This is a genomic window from Agromyces selenitireducens (genome assembly GCF_052748465.2).
This window is the reverse complement of record NZ_CM188259.1, coordinates 2,196,481-2,217,945: the sequence shown is the minus strand read 5'-3', so window position 1 is coordinate 2,217,945 and position 21,465 is coordinate 2,196,481. Positions and strand designations below refer to the sequence as shown.

Sequence of the window (21,465 nt, the reverse complement as noted above, 5' to 3'; positions counted from 1 at the left end):
CGGCCGTACGCTGGCGGCATGACCCACTGGATCGCCCTGCTGCGCGGCGTCAACGTAGGCGGCGTCACGATCAGGTCCGCCGAACTCCGCGAGACGTTCGCCCAGCTCGGGTTCACCGGTGTGCGCACCGTGCTCGCGAGCGGGAACGTCGCATTCGAGACCGATCGAGCGGATGCCGCACGCCTGAAGCGCGACATCGAGCGCGCCCTGTCCGAGCGCTTCGGATACGAGGCGTGGATCGTGCTGGTCGCCGCGGAGCAGCTCCGCGCGATCGTCGAGGCGTTCCCGTTCGACGCGACGGATGCCTCGAGGCAGCCGTACGTCGTCTTCGCGTCCGAGCCGACCGTGGTCGACGCGTTGCTCGACGCGGCGAGGGAGCACGACCCCGACGCGGATCCGCTCGAGCGCGGCGACGGGGTCGTCTACTGGAGCCCCGCGAAGGGCACCTCGGTCGACACGCCGTTCGCCAAGGTGCTCTCGAAGCCCGCGTTCAAGCCCACCACGACCAACCGCAACCTGCGCACGCTCGAGAAGCTCCTCGCCTGAGGGACGCACCGGTGGACGTGCGCCCGTCGGGCTCAGGGGAAGCCCGGGGACGAACGGCGGGAGCGCCCGGGGGTGATGGGCGGGTTCGCCCGGGCGCGGCCGGACGCGGCATCCGCTTGCCTTGCGCCCATGACCACACGACTTCCCAGCACGGGCGCTCCACAGCAGCGCGCCGCCGCCCCTGCCACGACCTGCCGCAGCGACGAGGTCGTGGTGATCCACCGGCTGTTCCGGCGGCTGTTCGCCGAAGCACCCCGTCTCGTGCGCGACGTCGAAGCCGGTGACACCGCGAGGGCGAAGCACCTCGCGAAGCACCTGCACGGCATCACCGCACTGCTGCACGTGCACCACCGCACCGAGGACGAGTTCTTCTGGGACCGCATGACCGAGCGGGCGCCCGCCTGCGGGCTTCACGTCGAGCTCATGCGCCGGCAGCACGGCGCGGTCTCCGACCGGCTCGACCTCGTCGACGCGATCATCGACCGATGGGCGCGCGAAGCGGATGCCGCCACGGCGGGTCGGCTCGCCGCTGAGCTCGACGAGGTCGACCGACTGCTCACGCAGCACCTCGCCGACGAGGAGCGCGACGCGTTCCCCGTGCTCGACGCCATCCTCTCCGACGCGGAGTGGGACGACATCCACCGGCACGCCCGGCGGCACAAGCCGCCGCTGCCGATCTTCGTGCTGCTCGGCCTCATGCTCGAGAGCGTCCCCGAGCCCGAGCGCGACGCCTGGTTCGAGCACGAGATGCCCGCGCCGATCCGGGCCGCGTACCGCGCCGTCGGGCGCCGCCAGTACGAGCGGGCCGTCCGGCGACTGCGGGGCGAGGAGGGCGTCGCTCCCGGCGGCGTTCCGGCGACCGCCTAGAATGACGGGGTACTGACCACCGTTACGGGAGACGCATGTCCGGGCATTCCAAGTGGGCGACGACCAAGCACAAGAAGGCCGTCATCGACGCGCGCCGCGCGAAGTCGTTCGCCAAGCTCATCAAGAACATCGAGGTCGCTGCCAAGCTCGGCGGCTCCGACCTCGCGGGCAACCCGACCCTGTACGACGCCGTCCAGAAGGCCAAGAAGACCTCGGTCCCGAACGACAACATCGACCGGGCCATCAAGCGCGGCGCAGGCATCTCGGGCGAGTCCGTCGAGTACCAGAACATCATCTACGAGGCCTACGGCCCCAATGGCGTGGCGCTCATGGTCGAGTGCCTCACCGACAACAAGAACCGCGCCGCGGCCGAGGTGCGCACCGCGCTCAGCCGCAACGGCGGCACGCTCGCCGATCCGGGCAGCGTCGCGTACAACTTCTCGCGCAAGGGCGTCATCGTCGTCTCCGGCGAGGGCACCACCGAGGACGACGTGATGATGGCGGTCCTCGAGGCCGGTGCCGAGGAGGTCGAGCCGCACGCCCAGGGGTTCGAGGTCGTCACCGAGGCGAGCGACCTCGTCACCGTGCGCTCCGCGCTGCAGGAGGCGGGCCTGGACTACGAGTCGGCCGACGTCGAGTTCGTGCCGAACCTGAAGGTCGAGGTCGACGCCGGGACCGCGCGAAAGGTGTTCCGGCTGATCGACGCGCTGGAGGACAGCGACGACGTGCAGAACGTCTACAGCAACTTCGACCTCACGCCCGAGGTCCAGGCCGAGCTCGAGAACGAGTCGGAGTAGCCGGGTGCGGGTCCTCGGCATCGACCCCGGGCTGACCCGCTGCGGCGTCGGCGTCGTCGACGTGGCATCCGACCGCACTGCGACCCTCGTCGACGTGGTCGTCCTGCGCTCGCCTGCAGAGCTCGAGACTCCGGGACGTCTGGCGCGCATCGCCGACGGGCTCGAGGCGATCTTCGAGGAGCATCGGCCGCACGCGGTCGCGCTCGAGCGCGTCTTCGCGCGAAGCGACGTGTCGACGATCATGGGAACCGCCCAGATCTCCGGCGTGGCGATGCTGATCGCCGAGCGTCGCGCGCTTCCGGTCGCCCTGCACACCCCGAGTGAGGTCAAGGCCGCGATCACCGGGTACGGCCGCGCCGACAAGAAGCAGGTCGGGGCGATGGTCGCGCGCATCCTGGGACTCGACGCGGTGCCGAAGCCGGCGGATGCCGCTGATGCGCTCGCTCTCGCGATCTGCCACGCGTGGCGCACGGGCGGTGTCGCGGGCGCCGCGATGACGGATGCCGCGGCCGGCCGAGGCGTCCGCACCGCCGACGCGCTCACGCCCGCGCAGCGTGCGTGGCTCGCCGCGGAGCGTGCCGCCTCCGTGTCGGGGGCCGCCCGTAGGCTGAAGGAGTGATCTCCTCCCTGCGCGGCCGCGTCGCATCGGCATCCGGCGGAACGCTCGTCGTCGACGTGTCCGGGGTCGGCTACCTCGTGAACGCGACCCCCGCGTTCGTGCTCGCCAGCCGTGAGGGGCAGGAGGTGTTCGTGCACACCTCGCTCATCGTCCGTGAGGACGCGATGATCCTGTTCGGTTTCGCGTCGCGCGACGAGCTCGACGTGTTCGAGCTGCTGATCGGGGTGACCGGAGTGGGCCCGAAGTCGGCGCTCGGCGTGCTCTCGTCGATGTCGCCCACCGACATCGCCCGTGCCGTCCAGGACGACGACGACGCGGCGTTCCGGCGAGTCAGCGGCATCGGGCCGAAGACCGCCAAGCTCATCACCGTCTCGCTCGCCGGCAAGGTCGTCGCGCCCGCGGTCGCCGAGACCGGCCGGCCGGTCGCGACGAGCGGCGTCGCCGACGACGTTCTCGCGGCGCTCACGGGCCTCGGCTGGTCCGAGAAGCTCGCGGGTGAGGCGATCGCCGAGACGCTCGATGCGGCCGATGCGGCCGATGCGGCATCGGTCCCCGCACTCCTCCGGCTCACGCTCGCTCGGCTCGGCCCTGCGCAGCAGACCGCGAGGGGCCGATGAGCGACCCCGATCTCGACCTGACCGACCCGGAACTCGCCTCCGAGGCCGAACTCGCCTTCGAGGGCGCACTGCGGCCGCGGAGCCTCCAGGAATTCGTCGGCCAGACGCGCGTGCGCGGCCAGCTTCAGCTGCTGCTGTCGGCGGCGGCGATCCAGCAGCGCACGCCCGACCACATCCTGCTCGCAGGCCCGCCGGGCCTCGGCAAGACGACGCTCGCGATGATCGTCGCGCACGAGGGCGGGCGTCCACTGCGCATGTCGAGCGGTCCGGCCATCCAGCACGCCGGCGACCTCGCGGCGATCCTGTCGTCGCTCGTCCCGGGCGAGGTGCTCTTCATCGACGAGATCCACCGCATGGCCCGCTCGGCAGAAGAGATGCTGTATCTCGCCATGGAGGACTTCCGCATCGACATCATGGTCGGCAAGGGCGCCGGCGCCACCTCGGTTCCGCTCGACCTGGCACCGTTCACGCTCGTGGGCGCGACCACTCGGTCCGGCCTGCTGCCGAACCCATTGCGCGACCGCTTCGGGTTCACCGCGCACCTCGAGTTCTACGATGAGTCCGAGCTCGAGCAGGTGCTCGCCCGCGCGGCCACGATGCTCGGCCTGGCGATCGACCGCGAGGCGATCGCCGAGATCGCCGGGCGCTGCCGCGGCACGCCGCGCATCGCCAACCGTCTGCTCCGGCGCGTGCGCGACTTCGCGCTCGTGCACGGCGGGGAGGCCGACGTCGACGCCGTGCGCGCGGCGCTCGAGCTCTACGACGTCGACCCGCTCGGGCTCGACCGGCTCGACCGCGCCGTCATGCTCATGATCCTCACGCGGTTCGGGGGCGGGCCCGTCGGACTCAACACGCTCGCCGTCTCGGTGGGCGAGGAGGCCGAGACGATCGAGGCGGTCGTCGAGCCGTTCCTCGTGAGGATCGGCCTGATCACTCGCACGCCGCGTGGTCGCGTGGCGACGCAGCAGGCGTGGCGGCACTTCGGGCTGGTCCGCGAGGGCGACGGCACCGCGGCGACCCTGCCGATCGATGACCTATAATCCTTGGAGGCTTCGGCCTCCCCGCCCTTGACTGTGCGCTCGGCGCACTCCGGAAGGTTCCCACCCCATGGTCTTCGATCCGTTCACCATCATCATGCTCGCCGTCCTGGCGGTCCTGATCTTCTTCATGTTCCGCAATTCGCGGAAGCGCCAGCAGGAGACGCGCGACCTCCAGTCGAAGGTCGTGCCCGGCGCGAAGGTGATGACGAACTTCGGGGTGTTCGGCACCATCCTCGCCATCGACGAGGACGACAACCAGGTCGAGCTCGAGTCGAGCCCCGGCACGGTGCTCACCGTCCACCGGCAGACCATCGCGCGGGTCATCGACGCCGTCGAGGCGCCCGTCGCCGGGTCGACCCCCGTGATCGAGGGCGAGCCCGAGTTCGGCGAGCGCGTCGACGAGACACCGCGCGACGACGCCCCCGACACCAAGAAGTCCGACGACTGAGCTGACCCGGCTCGGAACCCTACGCTCGGCCCGCGCGATGCTGCGCGGGCTCCTGCACAGAAAGCAGAACACGTGGCTGCACCATCCAAGCGGTCCTCGCGACCCACGCCCGTCCGGAAGGCCTGGCGCTCGCTGAGCTGGCTCGGCGTGATCATCGTCGCGCTCTTCGGCATCAACGCCGCGGGCGTGATCTGGGGAGACGGTTCCTGGGCGCCGAAGCTTGCGCTCGACCTCGAGGGCGGCACGCAGATCATCCTCGAGCCGCAGGTGGCGGACGGCGACTCGGTCTCCCAGGAACAGCTCGACCAGGCCGTGGCGATCATCCGCCAGCGTGTCGACGCGTCGGGCGTCTCCGAGGCCGAGATCAACACGCAGGGCGGCCAGAACGTCGTCGTCGCGATCCCCGGCGAGCTGGACGAGCAGACCCGTGCCCGGATCGAGTCGTCGGCGAAGCTCGAACTGCGACCGGTGCTGCTCGCCGACGCCGCGACGAACCAGTCGATCGACCCGAGCGCGAGCCCTGAGCCGGCCGACGGTGCCGAGGAGGAACTCGAGTCGACGCCGACTGCGGAGCCCACCGACGCCAGCGACCCGGCGTGGATCACCCCCGCCCTGCAGGACGAGTTCGACACCTTCGACTGCGCCGCGATCGACGAGAGCGGCGCGAACGTCGCCCCGTCAGACGAGCCGCTCGTGACGTGCGACGCCACGCGCACCATCAAGTACCTGCTCGGACCGGTCGAGGTCGGCGGCGAGGACATCGTCGACGCGACCAACGGCATGGTCCAGACCCAGACGGGTGCGACGACCGGCCAGTGGGCCGTGAACATCGTGTTCAACGAGCGCGGCGCCGAGCAGTTCGCCGAGGTCAGCCAGCGCCTGTTCGCGCTGAACGGCCAGACGCCGCGCGACCAGTTCGCGTTCGTGCTCGACGGTGCCGTGCTCTCCGCACCGCAGATGAACGGCGTGATCACCGACGGCCGCCCGCAGGTGACCGGCAGCTTCACGCAGGAGTCGTCGAAGGCGCTCGCCGACCAGCTGAAGTTCGGAGCGCTTCCGATCAGCTTCGAGGTGCAGTCCTCCGACACGATCTCGGCGACCCTCGGAACCTCTCAACTGCAGGCGGGTCTGATCGCCGGCCTCATCGGTCTGGTGCTCGTGGTGATCTACACGCTGTTCCAGTACCGATTGCTCGGCACGGTCACGATCGCGTCGCTGGTCATCGTCGGCGTCATCACCTACTTGACGATCACGATCCTGTCGTGGCGCGAGGGGTACCGGCTCTCGCTCGCCGGCATCGCGGGGCTCATCGTCGCGATCGGCTTCACGGCCGACTCCTTCATCGTGTACTTCGAGCGCGTCCGCGACGAGTTGCGCGACGGCAGACCCCTGGTCGGCGCCGTGGAGGCGGGCTGGAAGCGGGCACTTCGCACCATCCTGTCGTCGAAGGGCATGAACCTCCTCGCGGCGGTCGTGCTGTTCATCCTGGCCGTCGGCAGCGTCAGGGGCTTCGCGTTCACCCTCGGTCTGACCACGGTCATCGACGTGCTCGTCGTCATCCTCTTCACCCACCCGATGCTGCAGCTGCTCGCGCAGACCCGGTTCTTCTCGAGCGGCCATCCGTGGTCGGGCCTCGACCCGAAGGCGCTCGGGGCCGTGTACCGCGGTCGCGCGGAGTTCCGCAAGCCCGTCGCCGTCCCTGCGAGCAAGGTCGCGTCCAGCTCGCGCGAGGCGCAGCGCCGACAGACCATCGCGGAGCGCAAGGCGGCACAGGTCGACGCCACCGTGGGCGCCGGCGAGAGCAAGGAGTCCTGATGGCCAACCGCCTCACCACCTTCGGCAACGACCTCTACACGGGCAAGCGCTCGTTCAACTTCGTCGGCGGCCGACGGAAGTGGTACACGATCGCCGCCGTGCTGCTGATCCTGTCGGCGCTCGTGATGGTCTTCCGCGGATTCAACTTCGGCATCGAGTTCCGCGGGGGATCCCAGTTCCAGATCACGAACGTCGCCGAGGCCACGCAGGACCCGGCCGTCGCCGCGGTCGAGGAGGTCGCCCCGGGCACCGTCGCGCGTGTGACCGTCGTCGGCGAATCCGGCGTGCGGGTGCAGACCGAGCAGCTCGAACAGGCCGAGTCCGAAGAACTCGTGATCGCCCTCGCGGAGGCGTACGACGTCGACCGCAGCGAGGTCACGTCGTCGTTCATCGGCGCGAGCTGGGGGGCCGACGTGACGCGTCAGGCGATCCTGGGTCTCCTGGCGTTCATGCTGCTCGCCGGGATCGTCATGGCGCTGTACTTCCGCACCTGGAAGATGTCGGTCGCCGCGATACTCTCGCTGATCGGCGACCTGGTGCTGACCGCGGGCGTCTACGCCGCGGTGGGCTTCGAGGTCACTCCTGCCGCCATGATCGGCATCCTGACCATCCTCAGCTACTCGCTGTACGACACGGTCGTCGTCTTCGACAAGATCCGCGAGAACACCGCCGAGGAGGGCGAGGAATCCCGTCGGACCTTCGCGGAGTCGGTGAACCTCGCGGTGAACCAGACCCTCGTGCGGTCGATCAACACGAGCGTCGTGGCCGCCCTGCCGGTCGCCGCCATCCTGTTCATCGGCGCCGGGGCCCTCGGGGCCGACACGCTTCGCGACATCTCGCTCGCGCTGTTGATCGGCATCATCGTCGGAACCTGGTCCACGGTGTTCATCGCCGCCCCGCTGTACTCGCAACTCCGCGAAGGCGAGACGTCGATCAAGCGGCACGATCAGCGCGTGCTCAAGGAGCGCGAGCGGGCCGGAGTCTCCGGTGCCGCGGAGGTCGTCGCCGCCCCCTAGCAGGGCCCGGCACGCCTCCATGGCACGTGCACCGCTCGCGAGCGGTGATAATTGAGGTCTGGAGGTGCGGCGACCATGACGGAGACGGGTATCAACTCGACGGCGTCGTTGCGCCGTCTGGTGCCCCGGATCTTCTCCAAGGCGCTGCCCTCGGGTGCGATCGACTCGGTCCTCCGCACGGTGCGGATGCACCATCCGAAGGCCGACCTCGCCGTCATCGAGCGCGCCTACACGGTCGCCGAGCGCGCGCACGAGGGCCAGAAGCGGCGAAGCGGCGAGCCGTACATCACGCACCCGATCGCTGTCGCGCAGATCCTCGCGGACCTCGGCATCGGATCGAAGGCCGTCGCGGCGGCGTTGCTGCACGACACCGTCGAGGACACCTCGTACACGCTCGACCAGTTGCGCGCCGACTTCGGCGACGAGATCGCGATGCTCGTCGACGGGGTCACCAAGCTCGACAAGGTCAAGTACGGGGATTCGACCCAGGCGGAGACCGTCCGCAAGATGATCGTCGCGATGTCCAAGGACATCCGGGTACTGATCATCAAGCTCGCCGACCGCCTCCACAATGCCCGGACGTGGGGATTCGTGCCCGCCGCGTCGGCCGCGCGCAAGGCGACCGAGACCCTCGAGATCTACGCGCCGCTCGCCCATCGCCTCGGCATCCAGACGATCAAGTGGGAGCTCGAGGACCTGTCGTTCGCCGTGCTCTACCCGAAGCTCTACGCCGAGATCGAGAGCCTCGTGAAGCAGCGCACGCCGCAGCGCGAGGAATACGTGCAGTCGGTCATCGACCTGGTCTCCGACGACCTGAAGGCGGCGCGCATCCGCGGCAAGGTCGTCGGCCGACCGAAGCAGTACTACTCGATCTACCAGAAGATGATCGTGCGCGGTCGCGACTTCGACGACATCTACGACCTCGTGGGTATTCGCGTGCTCGTCAACTCGGTTCGCGACTGCTACGCCGTGCTCGGCTCGATCCACGCGCGCTGGACGCCCGTACCGGGCCGGTTCAAGGACTACATCGCCACGCCGAAGTTCAATCTCTACCAGTCGCTCCACACCACGGTGATCGGCCCGAAAGGGCGCCCGGTCGAGATCCAGATCCGCACGCACGACATGCACCAGCGTGCCGAGTTCGGCGTCGCCGCCCACTGGAAGTACAAGGAGCGGATGGCGGGCGGACGGGCCGACGTCGGTGGCCCTCGCGATGACGCGGACATGGCATGGCTCGCCCACATCTCCGACTGGCAGGCTGAGACCGCCGACCCCGGCGAGTTCCTCGACTCCCTGCGCTTCGAGATCGGCGCCAAGGAGGTCTACGTCTTCACGCCCAAGGGTCGCGTCATCGGCCTGCCGGCCGGCGCGACGCCGGTCGACTTCGCCTACGCCGTGCACACCGAGGTCGGCCACCGCACCATGGGCGCCAAGGTGAACGGCCGCCTGGTCCCGCTCGAGAGCGAGCTCTCCAGCGGTGACGTCGTCGAGGTCTTCACGTCGAAGAACCCCGATTCCGGTCCGAGCAAGGACTGGCTCAACTTCGTCAAGAGCCCGCGTGCGCGCAGCAAGATCCGGCAGTGGTTCACCAAGGAGCGCCGCGACGAGGCGATCGAGCACGGTCGCGACGCGATCGCCCGGGCGATGCGCAAGCAGAACCTGCCGTTGCAGAAGCTGATGAGCCAGGATTCCTTCGCCGAGGTCGCCGCGCAACTGCGCTACGAGGACGTCTCGGCGCTGTACGCGGCCGTCGGCGAGGGGCACGTCTCGACGCAGTCGGTGATCGAGAAGGTCCTCGCGCTCGTACAGGATGAAGACGACGTCGAGGAGCCGGCCCTCCCGCTCCCGACGCGCTCGCGCACCCTGCCTCGCAACAGCGACTCCGGTGTGCTCGTGCGGGGCGCGCCGGACATCCTCGTGAAGCTCGCGCGATGCTGCACTCCCGTGCCGGGCGATGAGATCGTCGGCTTCATCACGCGCGGCTCGGGCGTCTCCGTGCATCAGGCCACGTGCCATAACGTCCAATCGCTCCTGCGTGAGCCCGAGCGGATGATCGATGTCGAGTGGGCGCCGAGTTCCAAGAGCGTCTTCATGGTCCAGATCCAGATCGAGGCGCTCGACCGGGCCGGCCTGCTCTCGGACGTGACCCGCGTGCTCTCGGAGCACCACGTGAACATCCTCTCCGCCAACGTGTCGACCTCGACCGACCGCCTCGCGATCAGCCGATTCGTGTTCGAGATGGGCGACACCACGCACCTCGACCGGGTGCTCAACGCGGTCCGCCGCATCGACGCCGTCTACGACGTCTACCGCGTCAGCGACGGCTGACGCGTCGCAGCATCGAGCCGCGCGAGCGCGCGCGACTTGTGCGGGAGTCGGTGGGCGGATCCGATCCGGTCGCGGAGCCGCGACTCGAGCCCCGGTTCGCCCTCGAGCAGTGCGCCGACGATCGCGACCGTCTCGTCGTCGCCCGCGCTCGCATCGCGCAACAGGTCGAAGGCGGTGCGCAGGGGTGTCGTGCAGCGGATGCCGCCGACCACCGCCACGTCGGCATCGTCGATCACGACCTCGCGGACGACGCAGCCGGGGTCGATGCGCGCGGTACTGCGGTCGGCGTACCGGATGCAGTACTCCGACACCACGGGCGGAGCGGGTACGGCGCCATGCACCCACGCCGCGGTCCGACGTTCGACGATGAGGGGGCCGTGTCGATGGGGCGCCACCGCTGCGGCCCGGAGCGAGGGGAGGTCCGGTTCGTCGACCGGGCACCATCCATCGCCCACCGTGACCAGCTCGCCGTCGAGCCGGGCGGCGCAGAGTTCGGGCAACGGCAGGTCACGCGTGCCGAGCACCGTGGGGAGTCGGGCCATGCGCCCATGCTGCAGCATCCGTCGCCGCACGCACCGACGCCCGGTGCTCGCTGTGGAGAACCGGGCGTCGCCGATGCAGGTGGGGGAGGGCTCAGCCTCCCACGGCCTTCAGCCACGCCCGCCGCGCCTCGAGCGCCTCGCGGGCCTCCGCAGCCGCCTTCGCGTCGCCCGAGGCCTCGGCGTCGGCGAGCTCCGCCTCGAGCTTCGCGATCGCGTCGTGCAGCTGGCCGAGCATCCCCTCCGACCGGGCCTTCTTCTCCGGGTCGTCGCGCTGCCAGCGCTCGTCCTCGAGCGCACGGACGTGGTTCTCGACCTTGCGCAGGCGGTCCTCCACGGTGCGGACCTGGTCCCGCGGAACGCGGCCGATGTCGTCCCACCGGCGCTGGATGCCGTTCAGCGTCGTTCGCGCCGCCCGGGCGTCCTTCGAGGCGAGCAGCGCGTCGGCCTCGTCGAGGAGCGCGAGCTTCTGCGTCAGGTTCTCGCGGTACTCCTCGTCGTCCTTCGCATCGACCTCGGCCTTGGCCTGGAAGAGCACGTCGCCTGCCGCCTTGAACTTCGCCCACAGCGCGTCGTCGACCTTCTTGCCGGCGCGTCCCGCCTGCTTCCACTCGTCGAGGAGCGACCGGTACTCGGCCACGCCGTCGGCGCCGCGCGGCGCGAGCGCCTCGGCGCGCTCGATGAGCCGCTGCTTGCGCTGGCGCACGTCGCGGTGCGCGGCGTCGAGTTCGGCGAAGAACGCCTTCCGATGCTGCTCGATCGTCGAGCGGGCCGCGCGGAATCGCTTCCAGAGCTCGTTCGCCTCGCCCTTGGGAAGGCGCGGGCCGTCCTGTTGGTGCTTCTGCCAGGCCGCGAAGAGCGCGTCGAGCTCGGCGCTCGTCTGCTTCCACTGCGTCTTGGCCGGGTCCTGGGCGGCGAGCGTCTCGGCCTGCTCCACGATCCGGGTGCGTTCGGCGATCGCCGCCTCGACGGCCGCCTTGGCCTCGGCCTGCTGCTGGGCGGTGAGCTCCTGCGTGGTGCCCGAGAGCGCCTCGAGCCGGCGCTGGAGCGATTCCAGGTCGCCGACGGCGTGCGCGTCGGCGACGTTCGCCTGCAGCGTCGCAACCGCCTTCGCGACATCCGCTGCCGGGGCGCCGCGTCGGACCCGCTGCTCGAGCAGCGACACGGCACCGGCGAGATCGGCGTACTTGCGCTCGAAGTAGGCCAGCGCCTCCTCCGGAGTCGCGTCGGGGTACTGCCCGACTTCGCGCTCGCCCTCGCTGGTCCGCACGAAGACGGTGCCCGTCTCGTCGACGCGGCCCCACGGTTGCTGTGCTGAATCGGTCACGGACTCACCCTGTCGTCGGTCGGATGCCGCGTGAGCGGCGGATGACGGCATCAAGCCTATTGCACCCCCGGAATCGTCGTCGGCCGGTCCCGGGACGCCGGGCGGCCGGCCCGGTTGGCCGTGGGAATGCCTCTCGGACGATCACTCCACGACGAAGGAGGTGATGGTCACGGGACGCACCGGCGCGCCGTCGGGCACCTCGTCGGCCGTGCCGAAATCGGTGATCTCGGTGCGGAGCGCGTCGAGCCCGTCGGTCACCCGCCCGATGACGGTGTAGCCGCCCGCGGCATCCGCCGGAAGCGTGGTGTCCTCGTAGACGATGAAGAACTGACTTCCCTGGCTCTCCGCAGCGCCCGGCTGGCGGGCCATCGCGAGGGTGCCGGCGGGGTAGACGCCGTCCTCGGGGGCGTTCTCGATCGGGCCGTAGCTGTAGCCCGGCCCTCCGGTGCCGTCGCCGTTCGGGTCGCCGCACTGCAGGACGAAGATGCCCTCGGTCGTGAGCCGGTGGCAGGCGAGGCCGTCGTAGAACCCGGACCGGGCGAGGCTGATCGTGCTCGACACCGCCTGCGGCGCCGCGGCCCCGTCGAGCTCGACCGAGAGCGTCGTGTCGTTGAGCGTGAGCGCCGCGACCCACGTGCGGTCTGCGGCGAGGTCGGCGGAGGGAACCGGCTGGGGGGTCGCGGTCGGGGCGGGCGTGGCCGAGGGCTCGGCTTCGGGACTGCCCGGCCCGCCACCGAAGTACAGCAGCTGCGCGGCGGTCGCGAGTGCGAGCACCGCGACGAGGGCGATGACCGCGACGACGTTGTCTCGTCGGCGGCGGCGCACGGAGCGCGCGTGCACTTCCTGCCGTGCCTGGTAGGTGCGCAGTCGCGCGCGCGCCTCGCGCGCCTGACGGTCGTTCGTTGCCACGCTGCTCCTTCGGGGGAATCCTGCGACCGAACTCTACGCAACGGCGGTGCGGGGGTGCCAATCGCGCACGCCACGTCGCTCGGCCGTCCCGGTAGTCCGGGTGTCGGATGCCGCGGCTACGCTTGTCGGCATGGTGGAGACGGCTGCGGGCCTGCGCTCGGGCGCGACGCCCCTCGCGGTCCGCATGCGGCCTCGCAGCCTCGACGAGGTCGCCGGGCAGCGGCACCTGCTGACCCCCGGCTCGCCGCTCGTCGCCCTCGCGGCCGACCGCACGGGGGAGTCCGGGGCCGTCTCGGTGATCCTGTGGGGTCCGCCGGGTACCGGCAAGACGACGCTCGCGCAGGCGATCGCGCGCTCGTCGGGGCGCAAGTTCGTCGAGCTCTCGGCGGTCACGGCCGGGGTGCGCGACGTCCGCCAGGTCATGGAGGAGGCGAGGGCGAACCGCGACCTGTACGGCGTCTCCACGGTCCTCTTCCTCGACGAGATCCACCGCTTCACGAAGGCGCAGCAGGACGCTCTGCTCCCGGGCGTCGAGAACGGCTGGGTGATCCTCGTGGCCGCGACCACCGAGAACCCCTCGTTCTCGGTGATCTCGCCGCTGCTGTCGCGATCGCTGCTGCTCACCCTCGAGACGCTCGACGACGGCGATCTCGGCATGCTCGTCGACCGTGCCGTCGAAGACCCGCGCGGGCTCGCCGGTCGGGTCGAGCTCGATCCCGAGGCGCGCGCCGCGATCGTCCGGCTAGCGTCGGGCGACGCCCGCCGCGCGCTCACCGCGCTCGAGGCCGCGTCGCTGTCGGCGATCGCCGAGGCCGTGGACGGTCGCACGGCCGACGACGAGGCCGGGTCGGGATCCGACGACGGCAAGGCGGCGGCCGCGGCCTCCGTCGACGGCGATGCAGCCGGAACGGCACCGCGGCCGGTCATCACGCCCGAGACGGTGTCGCGCGCGGTCGACCGCGCGCTGCTGCGCTACGACCGCGACGGCGATGAGCACTACGACGTCATCAGCGCCTTCATCAAGTCGGTGCGGGGCAGCGACGTCGACGCGGCGCTCCACTACCTGGCGCGCATGATCGAGGCGGGGGAGGACCCGCGGTTCATCGCACGCCGCATCATCGTGCTCGCTTCGGAGGACATCGGCATGGCCGACCCGACGGCGCTCGGCGTCGCGGTTGCGGCCGCCGATGCCGTGCAGTACATCGGCATGCCCGAGGGGCGCATCCCACTCGCCCAGGCGACCGTCCACCTCGCGACGGCGCCGAAGTCGAACGCCGCGTACGTCGGGATCGACCGGGCGATCGCCGATGTCCGGGCCGGCAAGGCGGGCCGCGTGCCCAAGCACCTGCGCGACGCGCACTACCCGGGCGCGAAACGGCTCGGGCACGGCAAGGGCTATGCGTACCCGCACGACGATCCGATCGGCGTGGTGCCGCAGCAGTACCTCCCCGATCCGCTCCGGGGCGCGGTGTACTACACGCCGACCGAGCACGGCAATGAGCGCGATGTGTCGTCGCGTCTCGGCAAGCTCCGGCGGATCGTGCGCGGTGAGCGCTGATGCGGCGACCGTGGTAGCATTTCCGTTGGCCTGAAGCCAGATTCTCGCGTGCGGCTGCGCGGTTTCCACGGCGAAGGGACGCGACCTGTAGCCGGTCCGTCCGTGGCGAACCCCTCTGACAAGTCTTTCCGGCGCCTCGCGCGCCCGGAACCACACCGTTCGAGAATCCTCCGAAAGGACATCGTGACCAGCCAGTCCCGAAGCAAGACCCGCCTCTCCCGCGCGCTCGGCGTCGCCCTCACCCCGAAGGCCGCCAAGTACATGGAGAAGCGGCCGTACGCCCCCGGCGAGCACGGCCGCACCAAGCGCAAGCAGGACTCCGACTACGCGGTCCGCCTGCGCGAGAAGCAGCGCCTCCGCGCCCAGTACGGCATCCGCGAGAAGCAGCTTCGCATCGCGTTCAACGAGGCCCGCCGCACCGACGGCCTGACCGGTGAGAACCTCGTCGAGCTCCTGGAGATGCGCCTCGACGCACTCGTGCTCCGCGCCGGCTTCGCTCGCACCATCTCGCAGGCCCGCCAGTTCGTCGTGCACCGCCACATCACCGTCGACGGCAAGCTCGTCGACCGTCCGTCGTTCCGCGTGAAGCCGGGCCAGATCATCGGCGTCAAGCAGCGGTCCGAGGGCACCGAGCCCTTCCAGGTCGCTGCGGCCGGCGGCCACGTCGACGTGCTCCCCAAGATCCCGGGTTACCTCGAGGTCGAGCTCGACAAGCTGCAGGCCAAGCTCGTTCGTCGCCCGAAGCGCATCGAGGTGCCCGTCACCTGTGACGTCCAGCTCGTCGTCGAGTACTACGCCGCCCGCTAGTCGGCAGTGCACCGAACGGGGTCGCGGTTCGCCGCGGCCCCGTTCGTCGTACCCCGCGCGAAGCAGGGCGCACGCCCTAGACTGGGTGGATGCGCGTGCGCACCGCACGCGTCCAGGCCAGCCCCCACCGAGGAGTGAGACGTGAAGAGCATCCTGTGGTTCGCCGTCGGCGTCGCGACGGGGTTCGCCGTCGCGCACCAGGTCAACCGCACGGCCCAGGGCCGCGAGTTCTTCGCGGGCCTCGACGCCAAGGCGCGCGCCTTCGGCCGCGCCGTCGCCGAGGGCTACCACGCCCGCGACGCCGAGCTCCGCGCCGCCGACGAAGCCTGACCTGCGCCGCGCCGGCGCACCTCGCACCCCATTCCCGCGACGACGGGACGCTCCACCTCTCCCCTGAACCAGAACGGAACCATGCAGACTGCCGAGATCCGCCAGCGCTGGCTGGACTTCTTCGCCGCGCGAGGCCACACGGTCGTGCCGTCGGCCTCGCTCGTGTCCGACGACCCCTCGTTGCTGTTCACGGTCGCCGGCATGGTGCCGTTCGTGCCGTACCTGACCGGTCTCGTGCCTGCGCCCTACGACCGTGCGACGAGCGTGCAGAAGTGCATCCGGACGAACGACATCGAGGAGGTCGGGAAGACCCCGCGCCACGGCACGTTCTTCCAGATGAACGGGAACTTCTCGTTCGGCGACTACTTCAAGGAGGGTGCCATCGCGTTCGCGTGGGAGCTCCTCACGAGCCCCGAGGCCGAAGGCGGCTACGGCTTCGACCCTGGCGACCTCTGGGTCACCGTCTACGAGGACGACGACGAGGCGCGCGAGATCTGGCGACGCGTCGCGGGCCTCCCCGACGACCGCATCCAGGGCCTCGGCAAGGACACGAACTACTGGCACACCGGGCAGCCCGGTCCCGCGGGGCCCTGCTCGGAGATCTTCTTCGACCGCGGCGCCGCGTACGGCATCGACGGCGGACCCGCGACCGACGACGACCGGTACGTCGAGATCTGGAACCTCGTGTTCATGCAGTACCTGATCGACGACGTGAAGTCGAAGACCGACTTCCGCATCGTGAAGGAACTGCCGAAGAAGAACATCGACACCGGCATGGGCCTGGAGCGCGTCGCGTTCATCAAGCAGGGCGTCGACAACATGTACGAGATCGACCAGGTCCGTCCCGTCCTGGACGCCGCCGCCGAGCTCTCGGGTCGCCGCTACGGCGCCGACCACGACGACGACGTGCGCATGCGCGTCATCGCCGACCACGTGCGCTCGGCGCTCATGCTCATGAGCGACGGCGTCACGCCGTCGAACGAGGGTCGCGGCTACATCCTCCGCCGGCTGCTCCGCCGGAGCATCCGGGCCATGCGCCTGCTCGGCGTCGAGGGGCCGACCTTCCGGCGTCTGTTCGCGGCATCGCGCGACGCGATGAAGTCCGCCTACCCCGAGGTCGAGTCGAACTACCGCCAGATCGAGCAGCTCGCCCTCGGCGAGGAGGAGACCTTCCTGCGGACCCTCACCTCGGGCACCGCGATCCTCGACCAGGCCGTGACGAAGACCAAGGGCGCGGGGTCCGAGCTGCTCGCCGGCGACACCGCGTTCCTGCTCCACGACACGTACGGCTTCCCGATCGAGCTCACGCTCGAGATGGCCGAGGAGGCAGGCCTGTCGGTCGACCGCCACGCGTTCGACTCGCTCATGGCCGACCAGCGCTCGCGCGCGAAGGCCGACGCGAAGTCGAAGAAGAAGGTCCTCGCCGACCTGTCGGTCTACGCCGACCTGCGGGCGAAGGGCGAGACCGTGTTCACCGGGTACACCGACCTGGCGACGGACTCGACCGTGCTCGGCATCCTCGTCGACGGGCGTCCGACGACGAGGGCCACCCAGGGCCAGACCGCCGAGGTCGTGCTCGCCGAGACGTCGCTGTACGCCGAGTCCGGCGGCCAGGCGCCCGACCAGGGCCGCATCGTCGGCGACGGGTTCGAGCTCGAGGTGCTCGATGTGCAGAAGCCCGTGAAGGGGCTCATCAGCCACACCGTGAAGGTGACGTCCGGCGAGGTCGGCGTGGGCGTGCCCGCGACCACCCTCGTCGACGAGTTCTACCGCCGCGGCGCGACGCAGGCGCACTCCGGCACGCACCTCGTGCACGCCGCGCTCCGCCAGGTGCTCGGGCCGCACGCGCACCAGTCCGGCTCGTTCAACAAGGCGGGCTACCTGCGCCTCGACTACGGCTGGAACCAGGCGCTGTCATCCTCCACCCGCAGCGAGATCGAGGAGATCGCGAACGACGCCGTGCGCGACAACCTCGAGGTGGTCACGCGCGAGATGCCGATCGACGAGGCCAAGGCGCTCGGCGCCATGGCGCTCTTCGGCGAGAAGTACGGCGACGTCGTCCGCGTCGTCGACATCGGCGGCCCGTGGTCGCGCGAACTCTGCGCCGGCACCCACGTCGCGCGAAGCGCCGAGGTCGGCATGATCAGCATCATCGGCGAGTCGTCGGTCGGCGCATCCAACCGCCGCGTCGAGTCGCTGGTCGGGCAGGACGCGTTCCGGCGGTTCGCGGCAGAGCGCGCGCTCGTCAACGAGCTCACCTCGACGCTGAAGACCCGTCCCGAGCACCTCGTCGACCGCGTCGGCGAGCTCGTCTCCAACCTGAAGGCCGCCGAGAAGCGCATCCAGCAGTTCGAGGCCAAGGCGCTGAATGACCGCGTCCCGGATCTCGCGGCGAAGGCCGAGCGGATCGGCGACCTGCTGGTGGTGGTCCAGCCCGTCGGCGCCCTCGGCTCGGGTGACGAGCTGCGGTCGCTCGCGACCGCGGTGCGCGGGCGTCTGGGGAACGCGGCATCCGTCGTGGCGCTCGTGGGCGAGGTGGCCGGCAAGCCGCTCGCGATCGCGGCGACCTCGCCGGCCGCGCGCGACGCCGGTGCGAATGCCGGCGCGCTCGCGAAGGCGATGGCATCGGCGCTCGGCGGCGGGGGCGGCGGCAAGCCCGACCTGGCGCAGGGCGGCGGCAGCGACCTCACGGCCGTCCCGGCCGCGCTCGAGGCGGCGCGGTCGGCGATTCCTCGATGACGTTGCGGCCCGGCGTCCGCCTCGGCATCGACGTGGGCCGGGCTCGCATCGGCGTGGCCCGGTGCGACCCGACGGCGACCCTCGCGGTCCCGGTCGAGACGGTGCCGCGCAGCGCCGACGGCGTTGCCGACGTCCGTCGGGTGCTCGAGCTCGCGGGCGAGTACGACGCGATCGAACTCGTGGTCGGCAACCCGCTCTCCCTCTCGGGGGCGTCGACGGCCTCGACCGACGACGCGGTGGGGTTCGCCGAGCGGCTCGCCGCCGCCGGTGCGTCGGTTCGGCTGGTCGACGAGCGGATGTCGACCGTGAGCGCGCAGCAGGCGCTCCGGTCGGCTGGCAAGTCGTCCCGGAAGCAGCGTCCCATCATCGACCAAGCGGCAGCCGTTATCATTCTGCAACACGCCATCGATGCCGAACGCGCATCGGGCACCGCTCCCGGACGAACGATCTCCGCCGACGAAGGGCTCTCACCCCCGTGACCCAGCTCCCCCCAGGGCAGCGACGCGGCTCCGATCCGCAGCCTTCCTCCGATTGGGACGCCATCCTCGCCGGAGGCGCTCCGCAGACGCCGCCGAGCGGCTCCGCGCCCGTGCCTCCGCGGCAGGACCCGCCGGCACCTCGCAGCCGGCGCGAGCTGCGCGAGGCCGAGCAGCGGCGTGCCGCCGCGGAGGCCGAACGGCGCCGCGTGGCGGACGAGGCGAACGAGCGATCGCGTGGCGACGCCCGGACTGATCGCGACCACTCCGACCCCTCGGGTGCCGGCGCGGATCGTCGCCGTCCGCAGTCCGGTTCGGCCGCGGGTGAGCGCACCACGTCGTCGACCGACGCGCACGGCCGAGACGCGTACGGCCGAGACGCGTACGGCGGAGACGCGTACGGCCGAGGCCCGTACGGCGGCGGCGCGTACGGCGGAGACGCGTACGGCCGAGACCCGTACGGCCGAGACCCGAACGGCCCCGGCCCACGCGACCGCAGCGCCGCCCCCCGGCACGATCCGGAGGCCTACGTCCCGGAGCCCCGCGACGAGGTCGTACCCGACGAGCGCTGGTCCCGGTCCGACCGTCGCGACCCGCGCGATCCCCGCCCGGACGGGGCCGAGCGGCGTCCCGAACCCGACCTGCTGAACCCGTGGGACGACGACCCCGCGCCCCGCTCGGCCCGCGCCGACCGCCGCTCGGCGGCGGCCCTCGACCTCGACGAGCACGAGGTCGAGGAACGCCGCCGCGGACGCGGCGCGCTCGGCTGCCTGGTCGCGCTCCTCGTGCTCGCGGGACTCGTCGTCGCGGCGTGGTTCTTCCTGCAGGGCCCGATCAACGCGGTGATGGACCGGTTCCAGCCCCCGGAGGACTACTCCGGCGCCGGGACCGGCGAGGTCGTGTTCATGATCAACGAGGGCGACGGCGGCGAGACCATCGCGGCGAACCTGCAGGAGCAGGACATCGTGGCATCCGCCGAGGCGTTCATCGACGAGATGCGCTCTCGCGACGAGGCGCCCACCTTCTATCCCGGCGCCTACGGGCTCGCGAACCAGATGAGCGCGGAGGCCGCGCTCGACGCGCTGCTCGACCCCGCGACGAAGATGGAGAACACCTTCGTGATCCAGGAGGGCCTGTGGGCGCGCGACGCCCTGGCGGCGGCCTCCGCGGCGACCGGGATCCCGCTCGAGGAGCTCCAGGCGGCCGCGGCCGATCCGCAGGCGCTCGGGCTCCCGGCCGAGGCGACGAGCGTCGAGGGGTTCCTGTTCCCCGCGACCTACACGTTCGGCCCGGACGTCACCGCCGACGAGGTGATCCGGACCCTCGTCGACCGAACGTTCCAGTCCCTCGACGCGGCCGGAGTGCCGCCCGAGGACCGCTGGGAGACGATCATCATCGCGTCGCTCATCGAGCGTGAGTCCGGCTCCGAGGCCGACTCGTACAAGGTGTCGCGCGTCATCCAGAACCGTCTCGATCCGGCGCAGTTCGACAGCGGGCTCCTGCAGTTCGACTCCACCGTGCACTACGGCACCGGCGACGACACGCTCGTCACCACGACGGACGCCGAACGCGCCGACGCATCGAACCCGTACAACACCTATGTGCACCCGGGCCTGCCGCCGGGACCGATCGGCAACCCGGGCGACGTCGCGATCGACGCCGCGCGCAACCCGGCCGACGGACCGTGGCTCTACTTCGTCACCGTGAACCTCGAGACCGGCGAGACGGTGTTCTCCGCGACGTTCGCCGAGCACGAGCAGGCGGTGCAGCGGTTCTACCAGTACCTGGAGGAGAACCAGTAGATGTCGACCTCGTCGACGGATGCCGCGGGCCAGCCACCCCGCCTCGATGACGGCCGCCGCCGGCTGGCGGTGCTCGGCTCGCCGATCGCCCACTCGAAGAGCCCGGGATTGCATCGGGCAGCGTACGAGCGTCTCGGACTGGACTGGAGCTACGACCGCGTCGAGATCGGCGAGGGCGGGCTCGCCGCGTTCCTCGACGGACTGGGACCCGACTGGCGCGGGCTCTCGCTCACCATGCCGCTGAAGCCCGAGGCGCTGGCCCTTGCGGACGACGTGGAGCGCCTCGCCGCGCGGGCGGGTGCGGTGAACACGCTGCTCCTCGCGCCCGACGGCCGTCGGCTCGGGTTCAACACCGACATCGGCGGGATCGTCCGCGCCCTCGGCGACCTCGGGGTCCGATCCATCCGGCACGGCGTGCTGATCGGCGGGGGAGCGACCGCTGCCTCCGCACTCGTCGCCATGGCCGAGCTGGGCGCCGCGAGCGTCGACGTGTACGTGCGAGACGCCGGCCGCGCGGCATCCGTGGTCGACCTGGGTCACGCGCTCGGGCTCGTCATCGAGGTGCGGCAGCTCGCGCGCATCGTCGAGGCCGGCGGAGCCGACCTCGTGATCAGCACCGTTCCCGGCGGGACCGACCTCGGCCTCCGGCCCTCGGACGAACTCGCCGCGGCCCCGCTGCTCGACGTGGCATACGCCCCGTGGCCGACGGCACTCGCCGCCGCATGGACGGAGCAGGGCGGGACCGTGGCCCACGGGCTCGGCATGCTCGTGCACCAGGCGCTGCTGCAGGTGCGGATCTTCCTCACGGGCGATCCGCTCGCCGAGCTGCCCGACGAGGAGGGCGTCCTCGACGTCATGCGGCGGGTCGCCTGATCCTGCTGTGGG

The 21,465-nt window shown here is 70.9% G+C and carries 20 protein-coding genes; 17 read left to right on the top strand and 3 right to left on the bottom strand.

Going from position 1 to position 21,465, the window contains the following annotated elements:
• Positions 1-18 precede the first annotated feature (18 nt).
• The 10 genes from ACULK4_RS10295 to ACULK4_RS10250 all read left to right on the top strand — a co-directional run bounded on the left by ACULK4_RS10295 (position 19) and on the right by ACULK4_RS10250 (position 10,093).
• The gene (locus ACULK4_RS10295) at positions 19-546 is read left to right on the top strand and encodes a DUF1697 domain-containing protein (RefSeq protein ID WP_445964337.1); all 528 of its coding nucleotides are present in this window, start codon (positions 19-21) and stop codon (positions 544-546) included.
• A 129-nt stretch (positions 547-675) separates the two neighbouring features.
• Positions 676-1,413, top strand: a complete 738-nt coding sequence (locus ACULK4_RS10290; protein WP_445964336.1) for a hemerythrin domain-containing protein — start codon at positions 676-678, stop codon at positions 1,411-1,413.
• Positions 1,414-1,448: 35 nt separating this feature from the next.
• A complete protein-coding gene (locus tag ACULK4_RS10285) occupies positions 1,449-2,210 on the top strand; it encodes a YebC/PmpR family DNA-binding transcriptional regulator (RefSeq protein ID WP_445964335.1) in 762 nt (253 codons plus the stop codon).
• 4 nt (positions 2,211-2,214) lie between these two features.
• On the top strand, positions 2,215-2,829 hold the full coding sequence (gene ruvC / locus ACULK4_RS10280; protein ID WP_445964334.1) for a crossover junction endodeoxyribonuclease RuvC: 615 nt from the start codon (positions 2,215-2,217) through the stop codon (positions 2,827-2,829).
• Positions 2,826-3,446, top strand: a complete 621-nt coding sequence (ruvA, locus tag ACULK4_RS10275) for a Holliday junction branch migration protein RuvA (RefSeq protein ID WP_445964333.1) — start codon at positions 2,826-2,828, stop codon at positions 3,444-3,446. The genes ruvC and ruvA overlap by 4 nt, the downstream gene beginning before the upstream one ends.
• The gene (gene ruvB / locus ACULK4_RS10270) at positions 3,443-4,486 is read left to right on the top strand and encodes a Holliday junction branch migration DNA helicase RuvB (protein ID WP_445964332.1); all 1,044 of its coding nucleotides are present in this window, start codon (positions 3,443-3,445) and stop codon (positions 4,484-4,486) included. The genes ruvA and ruvB overlap by 4 nt, the downstream gene beginning before the upstream one ends.
• Before the next feature lie 67 nt (positions 4,487-4,553).
• Positions 4,554-4,934 (top strand): preprotein translocase subunit YajC, encoded by a 381-nt coding sequence (gene yajC / locus ACULK4_RS10265; protein ID WP_445964331.1) that lies wholly within the window; start codon positions 4,554-4,556, stop codon positions 4,932-4,934.
• A 72-nt stretch (positions 4,935-5,006) separates the two neighbouring features.
• On the top strand, positions 5,007-6,749 hold the full coding sequence (secD, locus tag ACULK4_RS10260; protein WP_445964330.1) for a protein translocase subunit SecD: 1,743 nt from the start codon (positions 5,007-5,009) through the stop codon (positions 6,747-6,749).
• The gene (gene secF / locus ACULK4_RS10255) at positions 6,749-7,765 is read left to right on the top strand and encodes a protein translocase subunit SecF (protein WP_445964329.1); all 1,017 of its coding nucleotides are present in this window, start codon (positions 6,749-6,751) and stop codon (positions 7,763-7,765) included. Before secD ends, secF begins: the two co-directional genes overlap by 1 nt.
• Before the next feature lie 75 nt (positions 7,766-7,840).
• Positions 7,841-10,093, top strand: a complete 2,253-nt coding sequence (locus ACULK4_RS10250) for a RelA/SpoT family protein (RefSeq protein WP_445964328.1) — start codon at positions 7,841-7,843, stop codon at positions 10,091-10,093.
• On the opposite strand, the gene ACULK4_RS10245 is transcribed toward ACULK4_RS10250, so the two are convergent.
• From ACULK4_RS10245 to ACULK4_RS10235, 3 genes are all read right to left on the bottom strand, one after another.
• Positions 10,072-10,635, bottom strand: a complete 564-nt coding sequence (locus ACULK4_RS10245; protein ID WP_445964327.1) for a type IV toxin-antitoxin system AbiEi family antitoxin — start codon at positions 10,633-10,635, stop codon at positions 10,072-10,074. The two genes, ACULK4_RS10250 and ACULK4_RS10245, sit on opposite strands and share 22 nt — an antisense overlap.
• Before the next feature lie 91 nt (positions 10,636-10,726).
• Positions 10,727-11,959 (bottom strand): DUF349 domain-containing protein, encoded by a 1,233-nt coding sequence (locus ACULK4_RS10240; RefSeq protein WP_445964326.1) that lies wholly within the window; start codon positions 11,957-11,959, stop codon positions 10,727-10,729.
• 141 nt (positions 11,960-12,100) lie between these two features.
• Positions 12,101-12,868 carry a peptidylprolyl isomerase gene (locus tag ACULK4_RS10235; protein WP_445964325.1) on the bottom strand — a complete coding sequence of 256 codons (768 nt, stop codon included), beginning with the start codon at positions 12,866-12,868 and terminating at the stop codon, positions 12,101-12,103.
• 130 nt (positions 12,869-12,998) lie between these two features.
• Here ACULK4_RS10235 and ACULK4_RS10230 point away from each other — a divergent pair, with 130 nt between their 5' ends.
• The 7 genes from ACULK4_RS10230 (at position 12,999) to ACULK4_RS10200 (ending at position 21,453) form a co-directional block, all read left to right on the top strand.
• Entirely contained in the window at positions 12,999-14,426 is a 1,428-nt protein-coding gene (locus ACULK4_RS10230; protein ID WP_445964324.1) for a replication-associated recombination protein A, read from the top strand.
• A 183-nt stretch (positions 14,427-14,609) separates the two neighbouring features.
• Complete coding sequence (gene rpsD / locus ACULK4_RS10225) at positions 14,610-15,233, top strand: 30S ribosomal protein S4 (protein WP_445964323.1); 624 nt, start codon at positions 14,610-14,612, stop codon at positions 15,231-15,233.
• A 141-nt stretch (positions 15,234-15,374) separates the two neighbouring features.
• Complete coding sequence (locus ACULK4_RS10220; RefSeq protein WP_445964322.1) at positions 15,375-15,563, top strand: hypothetical protein; 189 nt, start codon at positions 15,375-15,377, stop codon at positions 15,561-15,563.
• Between the two features lie 81 nt (positions 15,564-15,644).
• Positions 15,645-18,302, top strand: coding sequence for an alanine--tRNA ligase (gene alaS, locus ACULK4_RS10215; RefSeq protein WP_445964321.1), 2,658 nt, complete (start codon positions 15,645-15,647; stop codon positions 18,300-18,302).
• Positions 18,299-18,781 (top strand): Holliday junction resolvase RuvX, encoded by a 483-nt coding sequence (ruvX, locus tag ACULK4_RS10210; RefSeq protein ID WP_445964320.1) that lies wholly within the window; start codon positions 18,299-18,301, stop codon positions 18,779-18,781. The genes alaS and ruvX overlap by 4 nt, the downstream gene beginning before the upstream one ends.
• Before the next feature lie 110 nt (positions 18,782-18,891).
• A complete protein-coding gene (gene mltG, locus ACULK4_RS10205) occupies positions 18,892-20,580 on the top strand; it encodes an endolytic transglycosylase MltG (RefSeq protein WP_445964319.1) in 1,689 nt (562 codons plus the stop codon).
• A complete protein-coding gene (locus tag ACULK4_RS10200; RefSeq protein WP_445964318.1) occupies positions 20,581-21,453 on the top strand; it encodes a shikimate dehydrogenase in 873 nt (290 codons plus the stop codon).
• Positions 21,454-21,465: the final 12 nt, after the last annotated feature.

What these genes read in the sequence shown, in the direction of transcription:
- ACULK4_RS10295 (WP_445964337.1), top strand. Translation starts at nt 19, where the DNA reads ATGACCCACTGGATCGCCCTGCTGCGCGGCGTCAACGTAGGCGGCGTC.
- ACULK4_RS10290 (WP_445964336.1), top strand. Translation starts at nt 676, where the DNA reads ATGACCACACGACTTCCCAGCACGGGCGCTCCACAGCAGCGCGCCGCC.
- ACULK4_RS10285 (WP_445964335.1), top strand. Translation starts at nt 1,449, where the DNA reads ATGTCCGGGCATTCCAAGTGGGCGACGACCAAGCACAAGAAGGCCGTC.
- ruvB (WP_445964332.1), top strand. Translation starts at nt 3,443, where the DNA reads ATGAGCGACCCCGATCTCGACCTGACCGACCCGGAACTCGCCTCCGAG.
- yajC (WP_445964331.1), top strand. Translation starts at nt 4,554, where the DNA reads ATGGTCTTCGATCCGTTCACCATCATCATGCTCGCCGTCCTGGCGGTC.
- secF (WP_445964329.1), top strand. Translation starts at nt 6,749, where the DNA reads ATGGCCAACCGCCTCACCACCTTCGGCAACGACCTCTACACGGGCAAG.
- ACULK4_RS10250 (WP_445964328.1), top strand. Translation starts at nt 7,841, where the DNA reads ATGACGGAGACGGGTATCAACTCGACGGCGTCGTTGCGCCGTCTGGTG.
- ACULK4_RS10245 (WP_445964327.1), bottom strand. Translation starts at nt 10,635, where the DNA reads ATGGCCCGACTCCCCACGGTGCTCGGCACGCGTGACCTGCCGTTGCCC.
- ACULK4_RS10230 (WP_445964324.1), top strand. Translation starts at nt 12,999, where the DNA reads ATGGTGGAGACGGCTGCGGGCCTGCGCTCGGGCGCGACGCCCCTCGCG.
- alaS (WP_445964321.1), top strand. Translation starts at nt 15,645, where the DNA reads ATGCAGACTGCCGAGATCCGCCAGCGCTGGCTGGACTTCTTCGCCGCG.
- ruvX (WP_445964320.1), top strand. Translation starts at nt 18,299, where the DNA reads ATGACGTTGCGGCCCGGCGTCCGCCTCGGCATCGACGTGGGCCGGGCT.
- ACULK4_RS10200 (WP_445964318.1), top strand. Translation starts at nt 20,581, where the DNA reads ATGTCGACCTCGTCGACGGATGCCGCGGGCCAGCCACCCCGCCTCGAT.